Genomic DNA, 19,433 nt, shown 5'->3' on the forward strand with positions numbered 1-19,433 from the left:
GGGCGGCGTCCGTCAGGACGGTCGGGCAGCAGCCCCGCCTCCACGTTTCAGGTGTTCGTTGATGCGTCGCAGGCGTTGCCAGGCGGCGGGCTCGGTGCCGTCGCCGAGCGGGTAGTGCAGGGCGGGTCGACCGGCCGGGCCGAGTGGGGCCGGGATGCAGTCCGGCAAGGCGTTGCGGGCATGGCTGATGTCGAGGTCGGCCACGGCATCCGGCCCGAGAGTGAGAGAGACCGGGATCGACGGCGGTTCGTAGTGGGCCGGAGTGGTCAGGTCCGCGCGCGCCGCACGCAGCTCGCTGATCATGGTGGCGAGGTTGTGCCTGGCCGCAAGGGAACCGGCGAGCCGGGGCAGCAACTCGATCGGGGCTCGCTCGTCCGCGGCGTAGCCGAGAGCCAGGGTGATGTGCTCCTCTACGCCCTCTCGCGTGTGAGCGATGCGCAAGGTGGCGATCGCAGGGCGGTCGACGGTTCCTACGGCGACAGCCCAGGTGGGCTGGGCCTGACGGGCGCGGCTGCGGGCCAGGTCGGTCAGTTGCCTTGGCGACCACGGGACGTTGACGGGCTCGGCGGTGGCCCATCCGGCCGGCGGCGATCCGGTGAGGGTCTGCCAGGCATCCTCCAGAGCGCCACCGAGTACGAGGTGCTCGTGGGCGGGGTGGATGGTGCGGATGGACAGCAGCAACTGCCGTTCACCGCTCTTGCCGAGCGGGGTTTGGAAGGCGTCCGCGATCCGAGGGCCGTTGTCGGCAGCCGGGGTGAAACGTCCGTCGTACCAGCGCAGTACGACTCCGGAAAGGCCGTCGTAGTAGCCGTGCTCGGGGTGGCGTACGACCCAGCGTGCGGGTATGCGCTCCAGCACGGTGCGGGTGGGCGGGCTCAGCCGGGTATTGGGAGACGTGACGAGATACAACTCCCGCCGGCTCGCTCCCACCGTTCGCACCGCCTCGGTCAGCCATGTCGTGGCGGCAACGACCGGGCGGTCGTAGATGACGATGACGCTCTTGTCAGTCACCACATCCGCATCGGTCAGTACCTCCACGTCAGCGGGCGGGACCGTCACCTCACCCGTGGCCGGGACGGTCACGACGTCGGTATGGGCGGCTTCGGGCGGCCACGTGATGGCGCCGAGCAGTGTTGTCAGCCGTCCGGCGACCGAGCCGGCGAGCAGCCTGGCTTCTGAGATGGCGGTGGACGCCCGCACCTCGGTCCACCACACCGGTCCTTTGATTCGAGGTCCCGGCCCCAGCAACCGCTCCACCTCACCCGGCACTTGCAGGTAGCGAGGCGCCTCCATGGAGACCAGGACCCGCCCGTCGTCCGTACACAACTGAGCGACGGCTCCTCCGCCGGCCCGGTTCACGCGCAGGTCCGGGCCGCCGGCGTGCAATGCGGCCAGCAGGCTTTTGGTGTCGGGCATCCGCGGTGTCAGAGCGATGGCGTCCTGGGACATGTGCTTGCTTTCTGTTCTCAACGAGCGCGACGGCTTGAAACGAGCGCCGGCGGTGACCACACCGTGAGGTCGCGAAGCCCGGCGAGCGGGTTCCGCCCGGTCCTTCCTGCGTACTGGCTCCAGGCGTCCCCGGCCTCCTCGGGACGTCGCAGCACGTGGTAGTCCCAGAGGTCCCGCAGGACAACCAGCGCCTCGTCCAGCGTGAACTCGCCCCGCAGGTGCGTCACGAAGTAGTGCTCCACCTCCACGCCGTGGGCACTGATGGTCGCGCCGTGGGCGTTTCCGCTCCAGTCCTGCGGAGTGAAAGGGACCTCGGACCGCGCCCGCCTCACGACATCGATCACTTCGACAACGTTCGGCGGGTATTCCCCGATGTCGCTTGCCCAGTACCCCAGACCACTGAGCTCCTCAGGCCCGTCGAAGCGCGGCTCTCTGGATGCGTCCTGAAAGTAATAGCGAGTACGGATCACGGGTTACCCCGCTCCTGCCAATTGTTGGAAAGGCCCGGACAGAAGTCGCCGAGTCACCCGTCAAAGGTGCGGATGGCGTCACGGTGCTCAGTAGCGGCCTGAGAGGTCTTCCAGCGCGTCCAGGGACGGGGCGTCCCGGGGGGTGTCCTCGATTGCGTGGCCGTTCTCCGGGTGCGGCGGGTTCTGCACAACCCATGACAGCGCCGCGAGCGGGGAGAGTCCTTGGCTGTAAGCCGCCCGTAGGCGAAGCAGCCATGCCGCTCCCACGTCGAATGCGTCGTCACCGGCTGCTGTTCGAGGTACGTAACCGGCGGCGGCATCGTCGGCCGATGCCCAGACGAAGCCGAGCGTCCTCCCTTCCCGCTGAACGGTGTAGTACCGCACTGGGTACTCGGTGTACGACTCGTACTCGTCCTCGGTCCGTCGATGCGCGCGCCGGCCGTCACAGGACCACAGAATGCGGGCGTTCAGCCGGCTCGCCCGGTCGAGCCCTTCGAACGTCCCCCAGGAATCGACGTAAGCGGGGCCCTCGCTCCTCAGGTCCTTGAATCCCGTTGTACTCGGCGCCGCGTAACGGTTCTCGTCGCCCGGCGTGGGGGCACCACCTAGCAGGGACGAGATCCCCTCCAGCGCGGCGGCGAGCCGAGGCGCGTTCGCCGCATACACCTCGGGCTGCTCGCGATCGCGGGTGTCCATCGTCAGCCAGGCGTCGGAGTACGTCTCCAGCGTCACGATGAGCAGGTTGCCGCCCCAGACCTCTACCTGGATGCTGAACAGCTTCTCCGCCCGGTACTCGGCCCCCGGCTCCAGCCACCAGCCAGGGCATTCGATCCGGATGGTGAGGACGAAGTCTCCATCGAGCGTTTCGGCCTGCGCCACCGCCTTGGTGAAATCCGACCCCGGAGCCAGCGGATCAGGGCCTAGGCGCAGCCCGCTCACATCGAGGCGGGCATCACGCAGCTTGGCCCCACTCCGGGCCAGAATCCTGGCCTTTCCCTCGGGCACAGCCAGGTTCCGCTTCGCCAACTCGTTCCAGACCGTCACCGCGGTCCGAATGGCACGGGCGGGCCTCTCGCCGCCGTCCGCCGCGACTTCCCACGTCCAGTCGCCGACAGGGGTGGAGGTGATCACAACATGCCCTTCGGGTCGGTCTTGCTGCCTGGCGGGATCACGAGGTTTCCATCCTCAAGGCCTACGACGAATGTGATGCCCATCCCCTTCCGTCCTCTTGCCCCGCCATTGATGGCCATGAGTTCATCGTAGGAGCCGTTGGACATCCACTCCGCGATCGTTCCCCGGCCGCCGTCCACGAGCAGCACGGAGTGATCGGCCTCGGCACTGGCCAACTGAAGGAGGTACTTGCCTCGGGTGATCTCACTGACGGGATCTTGGGGATCATTCAGGTGCTTCATCTGGTACGCGTAGACGTCACCGGACTCGTCCTTGATCCGGATGTCCATGTCAGCGCCGACCGGAAACTTCTGCTCGAAGTCAATGGCGTGTGCGGGCACGCCGCTTCTCACTAGGTCATCGGCGAACATCAGCTGATCGGCGGCCGGCTGGAACATCTGCTCTCTCTTTGCTCCCATGGCCGAAATCACCTGCCCGTACTCGTCAGCACTGCCTCTGGCGAAACGGCGTTGCCGTGTCGGGCTCAGGGCCCGAGCAGGGGAGAACCGGGGTGCCGCCGATCCTGTCCGCAGGCGGTGAACTCCTTCTTTTCCGAGAAGACTCAACGGACAATCCGCTGGACCTATTACGCATTGAACGCGGCGCGGCTGACTCTTGCGACAAACGCCAGTTTTAAAAGTTTCACCAAATCACCTCACTCATTTGCCGCGCATCTGGAGGAGCATGAAATGCGTTAGCGGACTATGACGAAAGCAAGTCTCTTTTCCTCGGCCCCCTCCGGGTCGACGGCGGAGAAGCGCCCCACGGCCCGTGGCGTGGCGGTAGGGCGGTACATCTTCACGCCGGCCTCGGCGTACTCATCGCCCGACGCCAAAGGCACCCTGCACAGAGACGGCGCGAAGGTCGAGCTGCGGGTCACTGAGACCCTGCTCAGGGAGTTCCTGGTGCTGTTGGACACGGCCCAGGAGGAGCTCAGTCGGCGGTGGACCAGCCAGAGGCATTCCGATTGCCTCGCATCGCGCAGGTGACGGGGGCTGACTTCCGTGGATCACGATTATCCGGATCACTGGTTCACCCGGCAAGATGAATATCTCGGCGCCTACCAGGACGGGCAGTCGGCAGGTTGGCACATGGGCACTGCTGAGACCCTGCATTCGATGACCTCCCCGGTAGGGGGCTGGGATCCTGTCGAGGAACTCACCTACCTCTTGCAGGATGTCGTGACGGCGGAGCAGGTGGCTGCCGTGCCACCCCCGCGTAGCGAGCCGTCGCCCGGCATCGACCGCACCGACGACCCGATGGACAACCTGGTAAAGCTCACTACCGAGTTGCCGCCCATCCGGCGTTTTTCCGCCGGGCATCGGAAGGTGCGAGCCCGTGAACCCCGCTTCACGAGATTGCAGACCCTCAGTTACCTCATCGCCGCTGTCGCTTCCGTGATCGTCTCGATGGTGAGCGTTTTTGGCGGCATGGTGGCCTACGCACCTCTTCTGCATGTCGCGCCCGGTACACAGGGCGCCATGGCTCACGCGTGGCCTCTTCTGATCTATGGCCCCTGGATGGTGGCCTCGCTCTCCATCCTGCGGGCCGCTCTGCATCAACGACGTGCGATGCATTCCTGGCTCGTCGTTCTGCTGTTTTCTTCCCTGGCGATGATCCTCTGCATGGCCGAGGCCGACAGGACCTTGACGAGTGTCGCCGCGGCCGCCCTGCCGGCCGTCGCGTCCCTGGCCTGCTTCCAGCAGCTGGTCCGTCAGATCACTCTGACTCGGCCACCTCGTCAGAGGACCTCACGTCGCCGACAGCGCCTCACTCCCGCACCTCCGGAGTCCACGAAAGCCAAAAGGGCATAGCCTCGCGCCATGATTCACGCCACTGAACAGCCGAACCCGGATTCATCGGATTTCCCACTCCCGGTGGGCCTCCCCTTGGGCCAGGATTCGCCGGCGTCCTTGGCTTGCGGTGTGCAGCGGAGTCGTTGAAGCCACTGCTCCCGAAACACCAGGTGAGGCACCCAGGAACGTTCCTGGGTGCCTCACCTCTTTTCGTCCGCCGCCGCGGGGTGGACGTATCTGCCTTTGTTGAACGGGGTGAACCACGCCGCGAACTCCATGGGCGCGATGCGCAGCGCCTGGTCGGCGGCGCTCTCGTCGGTCCCGTCCGCCGCGTCGTCGTAGAGCCAGACGTGGTCCATGTCCTCGTAGACGTTGTCCGCGAACGCCTCCAGAGCGGTCGACACGCCGGCGTCGAGCAGTCCGAAGGTTTCCAGGGTCACGTGCGTCTCGTGCAACAACAGGCTCAGGGCGAGTTCCTCGGCGACGCAGCCCAGCTGCTGGAAGCTGCCGTCCGTGAAGCGGGTGGTCATGGCGATCGCCGTCACCAGGAAGCGGCGGGCGAACCGGGCGTCGTACCGCAGGGCGTAGCGCGGGGGAAGGTCTTCGAGGTGCCGGAGAGGTTCGTCGCATGCTGCGGCGGTGGTGTCCTCGCGGGTGAGGGTCTGCACGTCCTCGAAGAGCTGGTCCACCAGGATGCCGGTCGCGTGGACCAGCGCTCCGGCGGCCAGTCTCGCGTCTTCCCGCCGGACGGAGAAGCCTTCCTCCCCTGCTTCTTCCTGTTCGTCCTCGTCGTCCCGGACACCGAACGTCACCGGGGAGAAGGAGCGCAGTTCGCCGGCCGCCGCCAGCATCCGGCAGCGCACCGCTTCGGCATCGGCATCGGCATCGGCGTCGTGATGGTCCGCTGCGTCCCCCGTCGGACGGTGCTCGCTGTGGCGGGCCTTGCGGGCGGCCGGGTCGGCGGGCGGGGCATCGGGGCCGTCGGCGGCGTCAAGGCTTTCCTGGGCGAGCTTGGGTTGCAGTGCGACCTCGCATCGCACGATCTGCCAGTCGGCCAGCAGCTCGAACCGCTCCAGCAGTTCTTCCACGACCGAGCCCACCGCGTCCTCGGCGCATTCGAGTGCCGGGGCGTCCACCACGACTTTCAGCAGGGCTCCGCCCGGGTGGACGGCCACGATGCTGTCGAGGAGTTCGACGTCCACGTGGTCGGGGCCCTCGATGGCCCCGACCGAGTCGAAGCCGTCCTCGAGGAGGGCGACAGCTCCCACCCGCTGGAGGGGATCCAGCTCCGCTGTCCCCTCCGGTATGCAGACATCCACGGTCACTACGTAGGTCACGCGTCCGAGCCTGGCAGCTACGGCCTCCCCATGAGGAGGAATCCCGCAGATGCTCAGCGTTCGGTCGCCTCGGCCGCCGCGCTGACCGGGCCCGCGCTGACCGGGCCCGCGCTGACCGGGCCCGCGCTGACGGGGCCGGCGGCGTCCGTGTCCGTCTTCATCGCCCTGGCCTCACTCTTGAGGATGCGGAGGGACTTGCCGAGGCCTCGGGCGGCGTCGGGCAGTTTCTTGGAGCCGAACAGCACGATGATGACGATCGCGACGATCAGCAGGTGCCAGGGCTCAAGTCCGTTGCGGAGCATGCGGTCCTCCGTGAGGTGTCGGGCGGCCCCCATCTTACTTGCTTTATTGCGCAAGCAAGCATGAGGTGCGGCGGTTCACTCGTCCGAGTCCGGTTTGGTCCGGGCCTCCGTGTACGCCTGCGCCGGGGTCATCGGCACGCCGTTCAGCTCCACCGTCTTGAACGGGCTGACCTTGGCGCAGGTCTTCGCCTGGTCGGCCGTCTGGGCGTGGGCGTTGGACGTGGCCGCCTTGGCGTCGGCCGGGGCCGGAGCGGACGCCGCGCCCGGGTAGCTCGTGCCGGACGGCCAGTCGCTGCCGATCACCAGGGTCAGGCCCTCACCGGTGCCTTCCCGCAGATGGGAGGCGGGCAGGTTCAGCGCCTTCGCCAGCGTCTCGGCCTGCGCCTTCTGCCCCGCGCCGTAGGTGAGGGTCGTCGCCGCGGTGCGGCTCGGGGCGTTGGCCGTGCCGTCGCTCCGGCTGAAGCCCTGCTCCGCCAGCGCCGCCGCGACCGCGGAGGCCCGGCCGGTGATCGTCGTGCCGTTCTCCACCGTCACCGCGATCTGCGACGCCGGGACGGGCGGGGTGGACTCGGCGGAACCGGCGTCACCGGCGGGCGAGGCCGTCGCCGAGGGCTTCGCGCCCTGCGCCGCCGACAGCGACTGGTCGTTCGCCATGGTCGCGAAGAGGGTCTTCGCACCGGGGCCCACCACCACGCGGTCACGGTTGCGGGGGTCGGGGGCCGTCTGCATCGTCGTGAACGTCATGGCCTTGGTCGGGACCTTGTCCACGTCCGTCGCCAGCGCGACCAGCTTGCGCACGCTGTCGAGGCCGTCGTCCACGGTCAGCGCCTTGGTCGCGGCGTCGGCGAGGTCGTAGACCGCGGTGGGGTCGGTGAGCGTGCCCGCGCTCTTGAACTTGCGGAGCATCGCGCTGAGGAAGATGTGCTGGGAGACGGTACGGCCCAGGTCGCTGCCGTCGCCGAAGCCGTGCCGGGAGCGGACGAACTCGAGGGCCGCCACGCCCTTGAGGGTGTGGGTGCCCCGCGACAGCTTCAGGTGCGAGTAGGTGTCGTAGACGTCGTCGCTGACGCACACCGGGACGCCGCCGACCGCGTCGGACATCTTCACCACGCCGGAGAAGTCCAGCTTCACGAAGTGGTCGATGGGGATGCCGGTGAGCTGGTGGACGGTGGCCACCTGGCAGGCCGGGCCGTACTCCAGCGCGCTGTTGATCTGGCCGTAGTAGCCGGGGGTCGAACGGCCGGTCTCGGTGTTCTGGCACGCCGGGACCTGGGTCATCGTGTCGCGCGGGATGCTCATCACGGTCGCGTTGGAGCGGTCGGCGGATATGTGCACCACCATCTGCACGTCCGCGTTGCTGCCGGTCTGCACCCCGGTCTTCGCGCAGCCGCCGCCGAGCTTGCAGTCCTCCTGGCTGGTCCGGCCGTCCGAGCCCATGACCAGGATGTTGATCGGGGTACGGCCGAAGGCGTCCGCCGTCTCCGTGCCGCCCTTGCCGTCCAGCGAAACGCTGTTGATGTTGCCGTTCAGGTGCTCGTAGAACCACCAGCCGACGCCGGCCGTGAGGAGGACGATGAGCGACAGGCCGATTCCGGCGGCCCGCAGCAGGCGCCTGCCCCGCCCGAGCTGCCGGGGCCGTCGCCGCGCGCTGCCGCGTGGGCGGGAGCGTCCCTGCGGGGGGACGCCGTCGCCTCGGCCGTCGCGCTGACGGGGCGCCGGCCGGTCCGCCGTCCGGCGCCTGCCGTCCGCACCGGACGCATGGCCGCCGCCGGCGCCGGACGCGCGGCCGGCCCCCGCCGCGGACCCGCGCCCGCCGGGCACCCGGGTGCCGCGGTTGCGCGTGGTCCGGCCGCCCGGGCCGTTCCACGGCTCGCTCATCTGCCACTCCTCCGAACGTCCTCGGGCGCCTCGCTTGCGTGATTGCGCAATCTAACAAACATGGAGTCGTGGCAGTGCGGCCGCTGCCCGGGCACCACCCTCCCTTTACAGGGGAGGCACGTGGGAGGCGCGTGGTTCCACGATGTCCGTCACAGCACGACGCCCCGCGTGCGGCAGCGCCGCTCCCAGCGGGCTCTCGCCGCCAGCAGGAACACCGCGTACACGGCCAGGACGGCGGCGAGGAGGCCGTAGTAGACGACCGGGAGGGCGGTTAGGCCGAGGGCCGCGCCGAGCGGTGACGGCGGGAGCGCCAGGCCCACGGCGACCAGGGCGAGCGCCGCCCGGGCGACCGGGCCGGGCCGCCGGACGGCCGCACGTGCGGCCCGGCCCCGGCCGGAACCAGCGGCCGTCTGCCGGCCGGCCCGCAGCAGCAGCATGACCAGGGCCTGGGTGAGGAGGTTCTCCGTGAACCAGCCGGAGTGGAACACGGCCTCGTCGTCCCCGGTGCCCAGCCCGTCCAGGGCGAGGGCGAGGACCGCGAAGGTGGCGAGGTCGGCGACCGCGTTGAGCGCGCCGAACGCCACGATGAAGCGGAGCATGTCGCGCGGCCGCAGCAGCGTCGGCCGGCGCAGCACCCGGGGGTGCGGGCGGTCGTGGGCGAAGGCGAGCTGGGCGGCGTCGAAGCACAGGTTCTGCACCAGGACCTGCGCCGGGAGCATCGGCAGGAAGGGCAGCAGCAGCCCCGCCGAGAGCATCGCGATCACGTTGCCGAGGTTGGAGGACAGCGTGACGCGCAGATACGTCGCGATGTTGCCGCCCGCCCGCCGGCCCGCGGCGATGGCGTGGGCGATCGAGGTGAGGTCCTTCTCGGCGAGGACGACGTCGGCGCTCTCGCGGGCCACGTCGGCCGCGTCACGCGGCGCGATGCCGACGTCGGCGGCGCGCAGCGCGGGCAGGTCGTTGACGCCGTCGCCGAGGAAACCGACGGTGTGCCCGGCGGCGCGCAGGGCGCCGGTGATCCGCGCCTTGTGCTCCGGCGTGCAGCGCGCGAAGACGGTGGTGCGGCCGGCCAGGTCGGTGAGGTCGGCGTCGCTGAGGGAGTCCACGCGGTCGGCGACGAGGACGGCGTCGCCGGCGACCGGGACGCCGAGGTCGCGGCAGGCGCGGACGGCGGTGGCCGGGTGGTCGCCGGTGAGGATCTTGACGGTGACGCCGCCGCCGGTGAGGTCCCGCAGCGCGTCGGCGGCGCTCGGGGTGAGCGCGTCGCGCAGGGTGACCAGGCCGCGGAAGGTGAGGCCGCGTTCGTCGGCCGGGGTGTAGCCGCGGGTGCGGGCGGGCCGCTCGGCGGTGGCGACCGCCAGGACGCGCAGGCCGTCATGGGCCAGGCGGGCGGTGAGATCGTGGGCGCGGGCGCGCTCGGCGCCGGTGAGCGCGCACCGCTCCAGGACGGACGCGACGTCGCCCTTGACCACCAGGGTGTGCGTGCCGAGGCGGCCGGGCGTGCGCACGACGGCGGTGGCCAGGCGGCGCAGCGGGTCGAAGGGGAGCGCGGCGACACCGTCGTACGCCATGAGGTCGCGCTCGGGCGCGGACGGAAGGGGGTCGGCCCCCGCGCCGTACGCCACAAGGCCGACCCGCGCGCCGTACTCGCCGGCGTCGCCCGCCACCGGCTCCTCCTCCCCGAAGGACGCCGGCAGGACCGCCTCCAGCAGCGCGTCGTCCAGCGCGTCCGGTTCCGGCAGGTCGGCCAGGTGGAGGGTCCACCACGCGTTGACGGCGGCCCAGTGCAGTACTCCGGGGTCGTCGCGGCCGGTCGGGTCGACGGCGCCGTGGACCACCGGGCGGTCCTGCGTGAGGGTGCCGGTCTTGTCCACGCACAGCACGTCCACGGCGCCGAGGTCGTGCAGCGCGGGCAGCCGGCGCACGATCACCCCGTGGGCCCGGGCGAGCAGCGAGGCGCCGCGGGCCAGGCAGGTGGTGACCAGGACGGGCAGCATCTCCGGGGTCAGCCCGACGGCCACCGCGACGGCGAACGGCAGCGTCTCCAGGCCCCGGTCGAGCAGCGCGGCGTTGGCCATGAGGACCAGCGGCGGGGTCAGCAGCATGAAGCGGATGAGGATCCAGGAGATGCCGTGGACGGACCGGTCGAAGGCGCTCGCCGGCCGCCGTTCGGGCCGCCGGGCGTGGGCGGCGGCGAGACGGGTGTGCGCGCCGGTCGCGGTGACGACGGCGATGGCGCTGCCGGAGGCGACACTGCTGCCCTGGAAGCAGAGCTGAGGCTGCTGAAGAACACCGCCACCGCGATACGCGACGGACTCGGCGCACGCGACGGACCCGGCGGGCTCGGCGCACCCGGCGCACCCCGCGGGCTCGGCGCACCCCGCGGGCTCGGCCCACGCGACGGACTCGGCGGACCCGGCGGACTCCGCGCACCCAGCACGCTCGGCGCGCGCGGCGGGCTCGGCCCACGCGACGGACTCGGCGGACCCGGCGGGCTCGCCCCACGCGGCGGGCTCGGCCCACGCGACGGACCCGGCGGGCTCGGCGCACCCGGCACGCTCGGCCCACTCGGCGGGCTCGCCCCACTCGGCGGGCTCGGCGCACCCGGCGCACCCCGCGGGCTCGGCGGACTTGGCGACGGGCGCCGATTCGCCCGTCAGCGCGGACTGGTGCACCGTCAGGCCGCGCGCCCGCAGCAGCCGTACGTCCGCCGGTATCAGGTCACCCGGGCCCAGCCGGACGACGTCGCCGGGGACCAGTTCGTCGACCGGGACCTCCCGGCTCACGGGCGCCGCGCCCTCGCCCGGGCGGCGCCGCACGGTGGCCGTGGTGGCGACCAGCCGGCGCAGCGCGGCCGTGGACCGGTCGGCCCGGTGCTCGCCGGTCGCGCGCAGCACGCAGCTCACCGCGACCAGCAGCAGGATCACCGAGGCGGTCCCCCAGGCCAGGACGGCCGCCGACACCAGCCCCAGGCAGAGCAGCACCGCGGTGAAGGGGTCGCGCGCACTGCGCGCGAACAGCCGCAGCCAGGAAGCCTCGCGCCGCGCCGGCAGCACGTTGTCGCCGCAGCGGGCCAGCCGCTCCAGCGCCTGTGCCTCCGTCAGGCCGCGCGGGCCGCTGTCCAGTTCGCGCAGGATTTCCAGCACCGTGCCGGGAGCACGGCGCCCTCCGCCGAAGTCCCGCGCCGCTGCGCCCGGCCCCGCGGCCGCGGTGCTCTCCGCCACCGGACGCTCTCAGCCACCGATCCGGCGCAGCCGGTGGGCCGGGGCGGAGGTCTGCTCGGTGCGCGCGGTCATCTGGCCGACCATGACCCGGACCAGCGTGACGATGTCCGGGTCGTCGATGTAGTAGATCTGCCGCCGGCCCTCGCGCCGCGAGCGGACGAGTCCGGCGAGCTTCAGCTTGGCCAGGTGCTGGCTGACGGCGGGCAGCGCGCCGCCCACCCGGTTCGCGAGGTGCGTGACGTCGCTCTCGCCCTGCGACAGGGCCCACATCAGGTGGAGCCGGGCCGACGACGCGAGCAGTCCGAAGGCGGCGGCCGCCTCCGCCAGCACCTCGGCGGGCGGATCCTCGAAGCCCCCGGCGCTCTGTGTCACAGCCCTCTCCCGTCCCACCCTGTTCCCAGCGGCGCCTGTGCGCCCACCCATCGTAGAAGGGCCGGACCATCACCTTCGTTCGTACGGCTCGGAGCGGCCACGCCCTTTGTACGATGTGACGCTCACCCCACCGTGCACCCCACGGGGAAGCGACCGGACCGAGGCGGAAGGGAGGCAGCGCGTGCGGGAACCGGAACCGCAGTCGCGCCGTCGGCGCAGGGCCAACGGCACGCTTGAGACGCGGGTGCTCGCCGCGCTGCACGAGGCCGACGGGCCGGTGACCGCGGGCTGGGTGCAGGAGCGCCTGGCCGCCGGCCTCGCGTACACCACCGTCGTGACGGTGCTGGCCCGCCTGCTGGCCAAGAACGCCGTCACGCGCCGGCGCGAGGGACGGTCGTTCGTGTGGCTGCCGGCCGCGGACACCGCCGGGCTCGCCGCGCTGCGCATGCGCAAGGTCCTGGACGGCGAGCAGGACCGCCGGGCGGTGCTCGCCAGCTTCGTCACCGGGCTGCCGGAGGGCGACGAGCGGCTGCTGCGCGAACTGCTGGACCGGGCCGGTGGCGAGGACCGGTAGCGGATGGGGATCTTCGTCTTCCTCCCGCTGGTGCTGCCGCTGACCGCCTGGCCCGTCGCGCGCCTCGCGGAGGGGCGTCTGGCCGAGGGGCGCCTGCACCCGCGTACGGCGACGGTGCTGCTGACCGGCGTCTCCACGGTCATGGCCCTGTGCAGCACCGTGTGTCTGGCGCTGCTGATGGTGGTCGGCACCGCGCAACTGCCCGGCAACCCCCTGCCCGACGGCTGGTCGGATCCGGAGGTCCGCGAGAGCGTGCCGCATCACGAGGTCGCCGGGAAGGCCGCGATCCCCGCGCTGCTCCTGGCCGTCGGCGCGTGCGGCCGGGTGCTGCTGCGCCACTACCGGGTCCGGTGGCGTGCCCACCGCGCCCTGGCGGGGCTGCCGCCGCGCGAGGTCGCGGTACTGCCCGACGCCGAGCCGTACGCCTACGCCCTGCCCGGCGGCCCGCGCGACCGGGTCGTGGTGTCCACGGGCATGCTGCGCTGCCTCGCCGCGCGCGAGCGCAGGGCCCTGTTCGCCCACGAACGGGCACATCTGGCGGCCCGGCACCACCGTCATCTGCTGCTCGTGCGGCTGGCGGCCTGCGCGAACCCGTTCCTGCTGCCGCTGCGGACCGCCGTGACGTATACGGCGGAGCGCTGGGCGGACGAGGAGGCGGCGCGGGCCGTCGGCAGCCGCAGGGCCGTGGCCCGGGCGATCGGCAAGGCGGCGCTGGTCTCCCACGACGCCCCGTCCCCGGCCCTCGCCGGGTTCGCCGCGCCCGGTCCACTGCCGCGGCGGGTCGCCGCCCTGCTCGGGCCGGCGCCTGCCGTACGGGCGTGGCCGTCGGTCTTCACCACCGTGGGCCTGGCCCTGTGGACCGCGGCCACCGGGGCCGCGCTGTCCGCGCTGTTCTCGGCGAACTCGGCGGTCACCCTGCTGTGCCTGCTCCGCGCGGCGACGCCGCTGTGACCGGCACGGAAACCGGCACGGATCCCGACGCCGCTGTGACCGCCACGGAAACCGGCACGGAAACCGGGGTCGAAACCGGCACGGATCAGGACACGCTGCGCGGCGCCTGCTCCCCCATCAGCGCTTCCTCCACCCGGCCGAGCAGGAAGGGCACGACGCCGCGCTCCAGCAGGGCGAGTTCCCACGACTCCCTCGCCCGTTCCGCGTCGGCGGCCGTGCCGGACGCCGCGTCCGCCCCCCGGGGCCCGGTCGCCCACAGCCAGACCACGTCGGCGACCGCCGCTCCCACGGCCAGGGCGCCGATCAGCAGCCCCGCCGTGAGGAAACCGTCGCCCACGTAGGGGCGGCCGTCGAAGAAGCGCAGGCCGTAGCCGGTGAGCAGGAAGGCGGCCGCCAGCACCGCGGACAGGCCGGGCAGGAGCACCGCGGGCGGGGGCAGGACCCGGCGAGCACCGGCCGGCCCCGCGACCGCGCCGGCGCACGCCGGACCGGACGGCGCGGGCAGCAGGCGGACGTACTCCCGGTACTCGGTCTCCGCCGCCGCCACGATGGCGGTGCGCGCCCGCAGCGCGCGGGCGCGCAGCTGGTCGCGGTCGACCACGCCGGCCGCGCTGTCGAGGGCGTCCCCGACCGGTCCGCACGCCAGGGCCTGGTCGAGCACCCGCTCGAAGACGACGGCGATCTCGGGCGCCGGCGGTCCACCACACGTCATACGTCCCCCGATGAAGGTGAGGACTGGCGAGTGTAATGGTTCCCGGATTGCGCAAGCTTGAAAGACTCAAGCAGCGGGAAGCGGAACCGCGGGCACGGGCGGCCCCGAAGTGTGACGCAGCCCACTCGCACGGACGGATGAGCCACCGAGCGCTCACGGGTCATACGGAGTGACACAGCGAGCTGCACAACGACACACGACACCACTCGACACCACTCGACACCACTCGACGAAGGAGCCACCGAGATGACCGACGCCGTGAAGGGCCCCGCCAGCTACTTCCCCTCCATCGAGAAGAAGTACGGCCGCCCGATCGCCGAGTGGCAGGACGTCATCCGCGCGGCGCTGCCCGCCAAGCACATGGACCTGGTGCGCCTGCTCAAGACCGAGCACGGACTGGGCCACGGCCACGCCAACGCCCTCGTCGCCCACACCTTCGCGGAGGCCGGGAAGGCGTAACCGGACATCCCGCTCACCCGAGGCCGTGAGTCGCCGCCCCGTCGCACCGTCCGGCACCGGTCCCTCCCCTCGTGCGGACCGGTACCGAGCGGTGCGGACGGAATCGACCCGGGCCGTGTCGGCGGTCGGCGCGGATCAAGAGCGGCGGATCTGGGATCCTGCCAGAGCGGGCCCGCCCCGAGGAGGCCGAGCCGTCCGTCCGGGGACGTCCGCGCAGGTCAGCCGTATAGGGTGAGTTTTCCGGTCCGGACGAAAGACGCGGGGGAAGTAAGGGGTGGGACACCTTGAGTTCCGACTCAGGGGCACGCACGGCCTTCGCGGAACGGCTCGCGCTGCTGTACGGCGAGGCCGGTAACCCGCCGCTCAAGCGCGTGGCGGAGGCGGTGGTCCGGCTCCAGCGTGTCGACGAGCGGGGGCGTCCGGTCCGCGTCTCCGCGCAGCGGATCAGCGACTGGCGGCGGGCCAGGAACGTGCCCGCGCAGTTCCCCGCCCTCGCCGCGGTGCTCCAGGTGCTCATCCCGCAGGCGCGCCGGTTGCAGCCCACCCCGGTGAGCCCCGGCCTGTACGACCTCGGCGAGTGGCAGCGGCTGTGGGAGAGCGCGGTGGCCGGCCCGGTCGCGGAGTCCCCCGCGCACTCCGGGCAGGACCCGCCGCAGCCCGAGGAGAACGCGACCGTGCCCGGCGGGGTGTGCCCCTACCGGGGGCTGGCCTCCTACCGGCAGCAGGACGCCCGCTGGTTCTTCGGCCGGCAGCGCAGCACGTGCATCCTGGTGGAGCTGCTGCGCTCGGCCGAGCGCACCGGCGGACTGGCGATGCTGGTCGGCGCGTCCGGCGCGGGGAAATCCTCCCTGCTGAACGCCGGTCTGGTGCCCGCGCTGCGCGACGGCATCCTCGACGACGGCCCGGAGCGGACCGTGGTGCAGATGGTGCCGGGCGCCCATCCCCTGGCCGAGCTGCGCCGCCGTATCCCCGGACTGCCCGCGGACCCCCCGGGACCGCACGAGGACGCCGACGGACCACCCGCGGCCCCCCACGGACGGCCCGCAGACGCTGACGGACGGCCGCCCGCCACCCACGCACGGCCCACCGCCCCCGACGCACGGCCCGCCGACGCCGACGCACGGCTCACCGCCCCCGACGCACGGCCCGCCGACCCCGACGGACTGCCCGCCGACCCCGAATCCGTGCGGTGCGCCGTCGCCGCGTGGGCCGGGGGCGGGTCCCGGCCGGTGGTCATCGTGGACCAGTTCGAAGAGACGTTCACTCTCTGCGCCGACGAGGACGAGCGGCGCGCCTTCGTCCGGCTGCTGCACGCCCTCTGCACGGGCGAGGATCCCCCCGTCCTCGTCGTCCTCGGCATCCGTGCCGACTTCTACGAGCACTGCCTCGCCCATCCCGAGCTCGCCGACGCCCTCCAGCACCGGCACATGGTGCTCGGGCCACTGACCAGCGCCGAGCTGCGCGACGCGGTGACCGGTCCGGCGAAGGCGGTCGGGCTGGAGCTGGAGGCGGGGCTGCCCGAGCTGATCGTGCGGGAGGTCGGCGCGGACGGCCCGCGCGGCGCGCACGACGCGGGGGTGCTGCCGCTGCTGTCGCACGCCCTGCTGGCGACCTGGCAGCGGCGCAAGGGCGGCCGGCTGACACTGGCCGGCTACCGTGCGGCGGGCGGGATCCAGGGCGCGGTGGCGGCGACGGCCGAGCGGGCCTGGGCGGACCTGGACCCGGCGGCGCGCGCGGCCGCGCGGCTGCTCCTGCTGCGGCTGGTGCGCCTCGGCGAGGACACGCAGGCCACCCGGCGGCGCGGCACCCGGCGGGAACTGGCCGCGGAGGCCGCCGATCCGGACAAGACGCAGGAGTCGCTGGAGGCGCTGGTCCGGGCGCGGCTGGTGACGCTGGACGCGGACACCGTGGAGATCACCCACGAGGCGCTGCTGCACGCCTGGCCGCGGCTGCGGGACTGGATCGAGGAGGACCGCTCCGGGAACCTGCTGCGCCAGCGGCTGGAGGAGGACGGCCGGGCCTGGGAGGCCTCGCACCGCGACTCCTCGCTGCTGTACCGGGGCTCGCGGCTGGAGCAGGCCCGCACCTGGGCCCTCGAGGCCGGCGACACCCTGCTCACGCGGGGTGCCACGGAGTTCCTGTCCGCCTCGGTACGGCTGCGGCGGCGCACGGTGTGGATCAGCCGGGCGGCGGTGTCGGCGCTGGTCGCGCTCGCGGTGGTGGCGGCCGGTGCGGCCGTGGTGGCCTGGCAGCAGCGCGACGACGCCGTGTTCGAGCAGGTAGTCGCCGAGGCCGACCGGGTGCAGGACACCGACCCGTCGCTGTCGGCGCAGATCGACCTGGTGGCGCACCGGCTGCGACCGGGCGACCAGGGCACCCGCAACCGGCTGGTGTCGATCGTGAACGCGCCGCTGGCGACGCCGCTGGCCGGACACACCGGCGCCGTGTATCTGACGTCGTTCAGCCCGGACGGGCGCGTGCTGGCGAGCGCCGGCTACGACCGCACCGTACGGCTGTGGGACGTGGCCGACCCCCGGCGCCCGAAGCCGCTGGGCCGGCCGCTGACCGGGCACGCCAGCTGGGTGAGCAGCGCCGTGTTCAGCCCCGGCGGCCGCACCCTGGCCAGCGCCTCGGACGACGGCACGATCCGGCTGTGGGACGTCGGCGACCCGGCACGGCCGCGCCCGCTCGGCGCGCCGCTGAACGCGCACGCGGGCACGATCTACCTGCTGGCGTTCAGCCCGGACGGCCGCACCCTGGCCTCCGCCGACGAGGATCACACGGTACGGCTGTGGGATCTGGCCGACCCGGCGCGTCCGAAGCCGCTCGGGGAACCGCTGGCCGGGCACGGGGCGGCCGTGCGCAGTGTGGCGTTCAGCCCGGACGGGCGCACTCTCGCGGCCGGCGGGGACGACGCGGTGATCCGGCTGTGGGACCTGTCCGACCGGCGCCGCCCGCGGCAGCTGCCGGCGGAGCTGACCGGGCACCGGGCGACCGTGCACTCGGTGGCGTTCAGCCCGGACGGGCGGACCCTGGCCAGCGGCAGCGCCGACGACACGGCGCAGCTGTGGGACGTGGCCGACCCGCGGCGGCCGCGGCGGCTCGGCGCACCGCTGACCGGGCACGCCGGACCGATCTGGTCGGTGGCCTTCAACCCGCAGGGCACCCTGCTCGCGGCCGGCAGCGCGGACTCCACGGCGAGCCTGTGGAACGTGACGAACCCGGCGTACCCCTCCCAGGTCGGCCAGCCGCTGGCGGGCGGCAGCGGCGAGATGTACACCGTCGGCTTCAGCCGCGACGGGCGGACGCTGGCCACGGGCAGCGGGGACGGCCGGGTGCGGCTGTGGTCGGTGCCGACGTCGGACATGGCCGGGCATGTCGGCGCCTTCCGGCCCGACGGCCGCGTCCTGGCCACGGCCGCCGAGGACGGCCTGGTCCGGCTGTGGAACGTCACGGCGCCGGACCGCCCCGCCCGCCTGGGCGAACCGTTTCCCCCCGGGGACGGCCACATACGCCGGATGGTGTTCTCCCCGAACGGGCACGTCCTCGCCGTCCTCCTGGCCAGCAGGGAAATACGGCTGTGGAACGTCACCGACCCCGCGCACCCCGTGGCGTACGCCCCGCGGATCGCGCTGCGCATCCGTTACGCCGGGGGCGACGCGCTGACGTTCAGCCCGGACGGCCGCACCCTGGCGTCCGCCTACGACGACCGCACCATCCAGCTGTGGAACGTCGCCGACCCCTCCCGCCCCCGCCCGCTCGGCACCCCGCTCACCGGACACCAGGGGTACGTCTACACGCTCGCGTTCAGCCCGGACGGCCGCACCCTGGCCAGCGGCAGCGCGGACGCCACGGTCCGGCTGTGGAACATCACCGACCCCGCGCACACCGTGCCGCGCGGCCGCCCCCTCACCGGACACCGCGGGCCGGTCAACGTGCTCGCCTACAGCCCCGACGGCCATACGCTGGCCAGCGGCAGCGACGACGACACGGTCCGGCTGTGGGACGTCACCGACCCCGGACGCGCCACGGGTTTCGCCCGCCGGCTCACCGGCCACACCGAGGCGGTCGTCTCCCTGACGTTCAGCCCGGACGGCACCACCCTGGCCAGCGGCGGCAACGACACCACGGTCCGGCTGTGGAACGTGGCCGACCCCTCCTCGGCGAAGCCGATCGGCGCGTCGATGAGCGCCCGCGCCCGCACGGGCAGCTTCCTGTCGTTCGGCCCGACGGGCCACATGCTCGGCGTCTCCAGCGGCGCGGACACGGTCCGCCTGTGGAGCCTGGACGTCGACACAGCGATCACCCACATCTGCGCGACGACCCACGGCGTCCTGACCGCAGAAAAATGGCACGAATACCTACCCCGCCTCTCCTACGACCCCCCATGCGCAGGGGACTAGACCCGGCGTCCAGTGGTGCCCGGAGTTGTGGCCGGCCGGGGGTGGGCACGCTCACCGGCGCTGGCGGGGTGCCTCCCCCAAGCTCTTCGAGCAGGGGGTACCCCCAGCCCACCCGTGCCGCCCCAGCGGCACGACTGCCCGCAGCTACGCAGGACGGCGGCCCGCAGGCATGCCCGCGCGGCGGCCCGCACCCGCGGGCGGCAGGGGCGACGGCCCGCACCCGCCGACGGCGGGAAGGGGACGGGGTGGGGGGTGTCCGCCCGCAGCGTCCGGCACCGGCGGAGGGCGCCCTTCGTCGGGGACGGGCGGCCGGACCGAGGACGGACACCCCCCACC

At 72.7% G+C, this 19,433-nt stretch carries 15 protein-coding genes; 5 read left to right on the forward strand and 10 right to left on the reverse strand.

Annotation, left to right across the window (positions count from 1 at the left end; translation table 11 throughout):
* Positions 1 to 12 precede the first annotated feature (12 nt).
* The 4 genes from AC0B9F_RS31700 to AC0B9F_RS31715 form a co-directional block, all read right to left on the reverse strand.
* On the reverse strand, positions 13 to 1,449 hold the full coding sequence (locus AC0B9F_RS31700) for a DUF6177 family protein (RefSeq protein ID WP_472008325.1): 1,437 nt from the start codon (positions 1,447 to 1,449) through the stop codon (positions 13 to 15).
* Between the two features lie 17 nt (positions 1,450 to 1,466).
* Positions 1,467 to 1,919, reverse strand: coding sequence for a hypothetical protein (locus tag AC0B9F_RS31705; protein ID WP_472008327.1), 453 nt, complete (start codon positions 1,917 to 1,919; stop codon positions 1,467 to 1,469).
* 87 nt (positions 1,920 to 2,006) lie between these two features.
* Positions 2,007 to 3,050 (reverse strand): hypothetical protein, encoded by a 1,044-nt coding sequence (locus AC0B9F_RS31710; RefSeq protein WP_472008329.1) that lies wholly within the window; start codon positions 3,048 to 3,050, stop codon positions 2,007 to 2,009.
* Entirely contained in the window at positions 3,047 to 3,487 is a 441-nt protein-coding gene (locus tag AC0B9F_RS31715) for a hypothetical protein (protein WP_472008331.1), read from the reverse strand. The genes AC0B9F_RS31710 and AC0B9F_RS31715 overlap by 4 nt, the downstream gene beginning before the upstream one ends.
* Positions 3,488 to 4,093: 606 nt before the next feature.
* Here AC0B9F_RS31715 and AC0B9F_RS31720 point away from each other — a divergent pair.
* Complete coding sequence (locus AC0B9F_RS31720) at positions 4,094 to 4,903, forward strand: DUF2637 domain-containing protein (protein ID WP_472008333.1); 810 nt, start codon at positions 4,094 to 4,096, stop codon at positions 4,901 to 4,903.
* A 182-nt stretch (positions 4,904 to 5,085) separates the two neighbouring features.
* On the opposite strand, the gene AC0B9F_RS31725 is transcribed toward AC0B9F_RS31720, so the two are convergent.
* The 5 genes from AC0B9F_RS31725 to AC0B9F_RS31745 form a co-directional block, all read right to left on the reverse strand.
* Entirely contained in the window at positions 5,086 to 6,222 is a 1,137-nt protein-coding gene (locus tag AC0B9F_RS31725) for a hypothetical protein (protein WP_472008335.1), read from the reverse strand.
* A 53-nt stretch (positions 6,223 to 6,275) separates the two neighbouring features.
* Positions 6,276 to 6,524: a Sec-independent protein translocase subunit TatA gene (gene tatA, locus AC0B9F_RS31730; protein WP_472008336.1), complete on the reverse strand. Its 249-nt coding sequence runs from the start codon at positions 6,522 to 6,524 to the stop codon at positions 6,276 to 6,278.
* 75 nt (positions 6,525 to 6,599) lie between these two features.
* On the reverse strand, positions 6,600 to 8,402 hold the full coding sequence (locus AC0B9F_RS31735) for an LCP family protein (RefSeq protein ID WP_472008338.1): 1,803 nt from the start codon (positions 8,400 to 8,402) through the stop codon (positions 6,600 to 6,602).
* Between the two features lie 149 nt (positions 8,403 to 8,551).
* Entirely contained in the window at positions 8,552 to 11,626 is a 3,075-nt protein-coding gene (locus AC0B9F_RS31740) for a cation-translocating P-type ATPase (RefSeq protein WP_472008340.1), read from the reverse strand.
* A 9-nt stretch (positions 11,627 to 11,635) separates the two neighbouring features.
* Positions 11,636 to 11,998: an ArsR/SmtB family transcription factor gene (locus tag AC0B9F_RS31745; RefSeq protein WP_472008342.1), complete on the reverse strand. Its 363-nt coding sequence runs from the start codon at positions 11,996 to 11,998 to the stop codon at positions 11,636 to 11,638.
* A gap of 181 nt (positions 11,999 to 12,179) precedes the next feature.
* On the opposite strand from AC0B9F_RS31745, the gene AC0B9F_RS31750 reads away from it, so the two are divergent.
* Entirely contained in the window at positions 12,180 to 12,572 is a 393-nt protein-coding gene (locus tag AC0B9F_RS31750) for a BlaI/MecI/CopY family transcriptional regulator (RefSeq protein ID WP_472008344.1), read from the forward strand.
* 3 nt (positions 12,573 to 12,575) lie between these two features.
* Positions 12,576 to 13,523 carry a M56 family metallopeptidase gene (locus AC0B9F_RS31755; protein ID WP_472008345.1) on the forward strand — a complete coding sequence of 316 codons (948 nt, stop codon included), beginning with the start codon at positions 12,576 to 12,578 and terminating at the stop codon, positions 13,521 to 13,523.
* Positions 13,524 to 13,608: 85 nt separating this feature from the next.
* On the opposite strand, the gene AC0B9F_RS31760 is transcribed toward AC0B9F_RS31755, so the two are convergent.
* Positions 13,609 to 14,235, reverse strand: a complete 627-nt coding sequence (locus AC0B9F_RS31760) for a hypothetical protein (RefSeq protein ID WP_472008347.1) — start codon at positions 14,233 to 14,235, stop codon at positions 13,609 to 13,611.
* Positions 14,236 to 14,481: 246 nt separating this feature from the next.
* On the opposite strand from AC0B9F_RS31760, the gene AC0B9F_RS31765 reads away from it, so the two are divergent.
* Both AC0B9F_RS31765 and AC0B9F_RS31770 read left to right on the forward strand, forming a co-directional pair.
* Positions 14,482 to 14,694: a DUF4287 domain-containing protein gene (locus AC0B9F_RS31765; RefSeq protein WP_472008349.1), complete on the forward strand. Its 213-nt coding sequence runs from the start codon at positions 14,482 to 14,484 to the stop codon at positions 14,692 to 14,694.
* 284 nt (positions 14,695 to 14,978) lie between these two features.
* The gene (locus AC0B9F_RS31770) at positions 14,979 to 19,097 is read left to right on the forward strand and encodes an nSTAND1 domain-containing NTPase (RefSeq protein ID WP_472008351.1); all 4,119 of its coding nucleotides are present in this window, start codon (positions 14,979 to 14,981) and stop codon (positions 19,095 to 19,097) included.
* The last annotated feature ends 336 nt before the right edge of the window (positions 19,098 to 19,433 follow it).

The sequence above is a fragment of the Streptomyces sp. NPDC097129 genome (assembly GCF_055668065.1).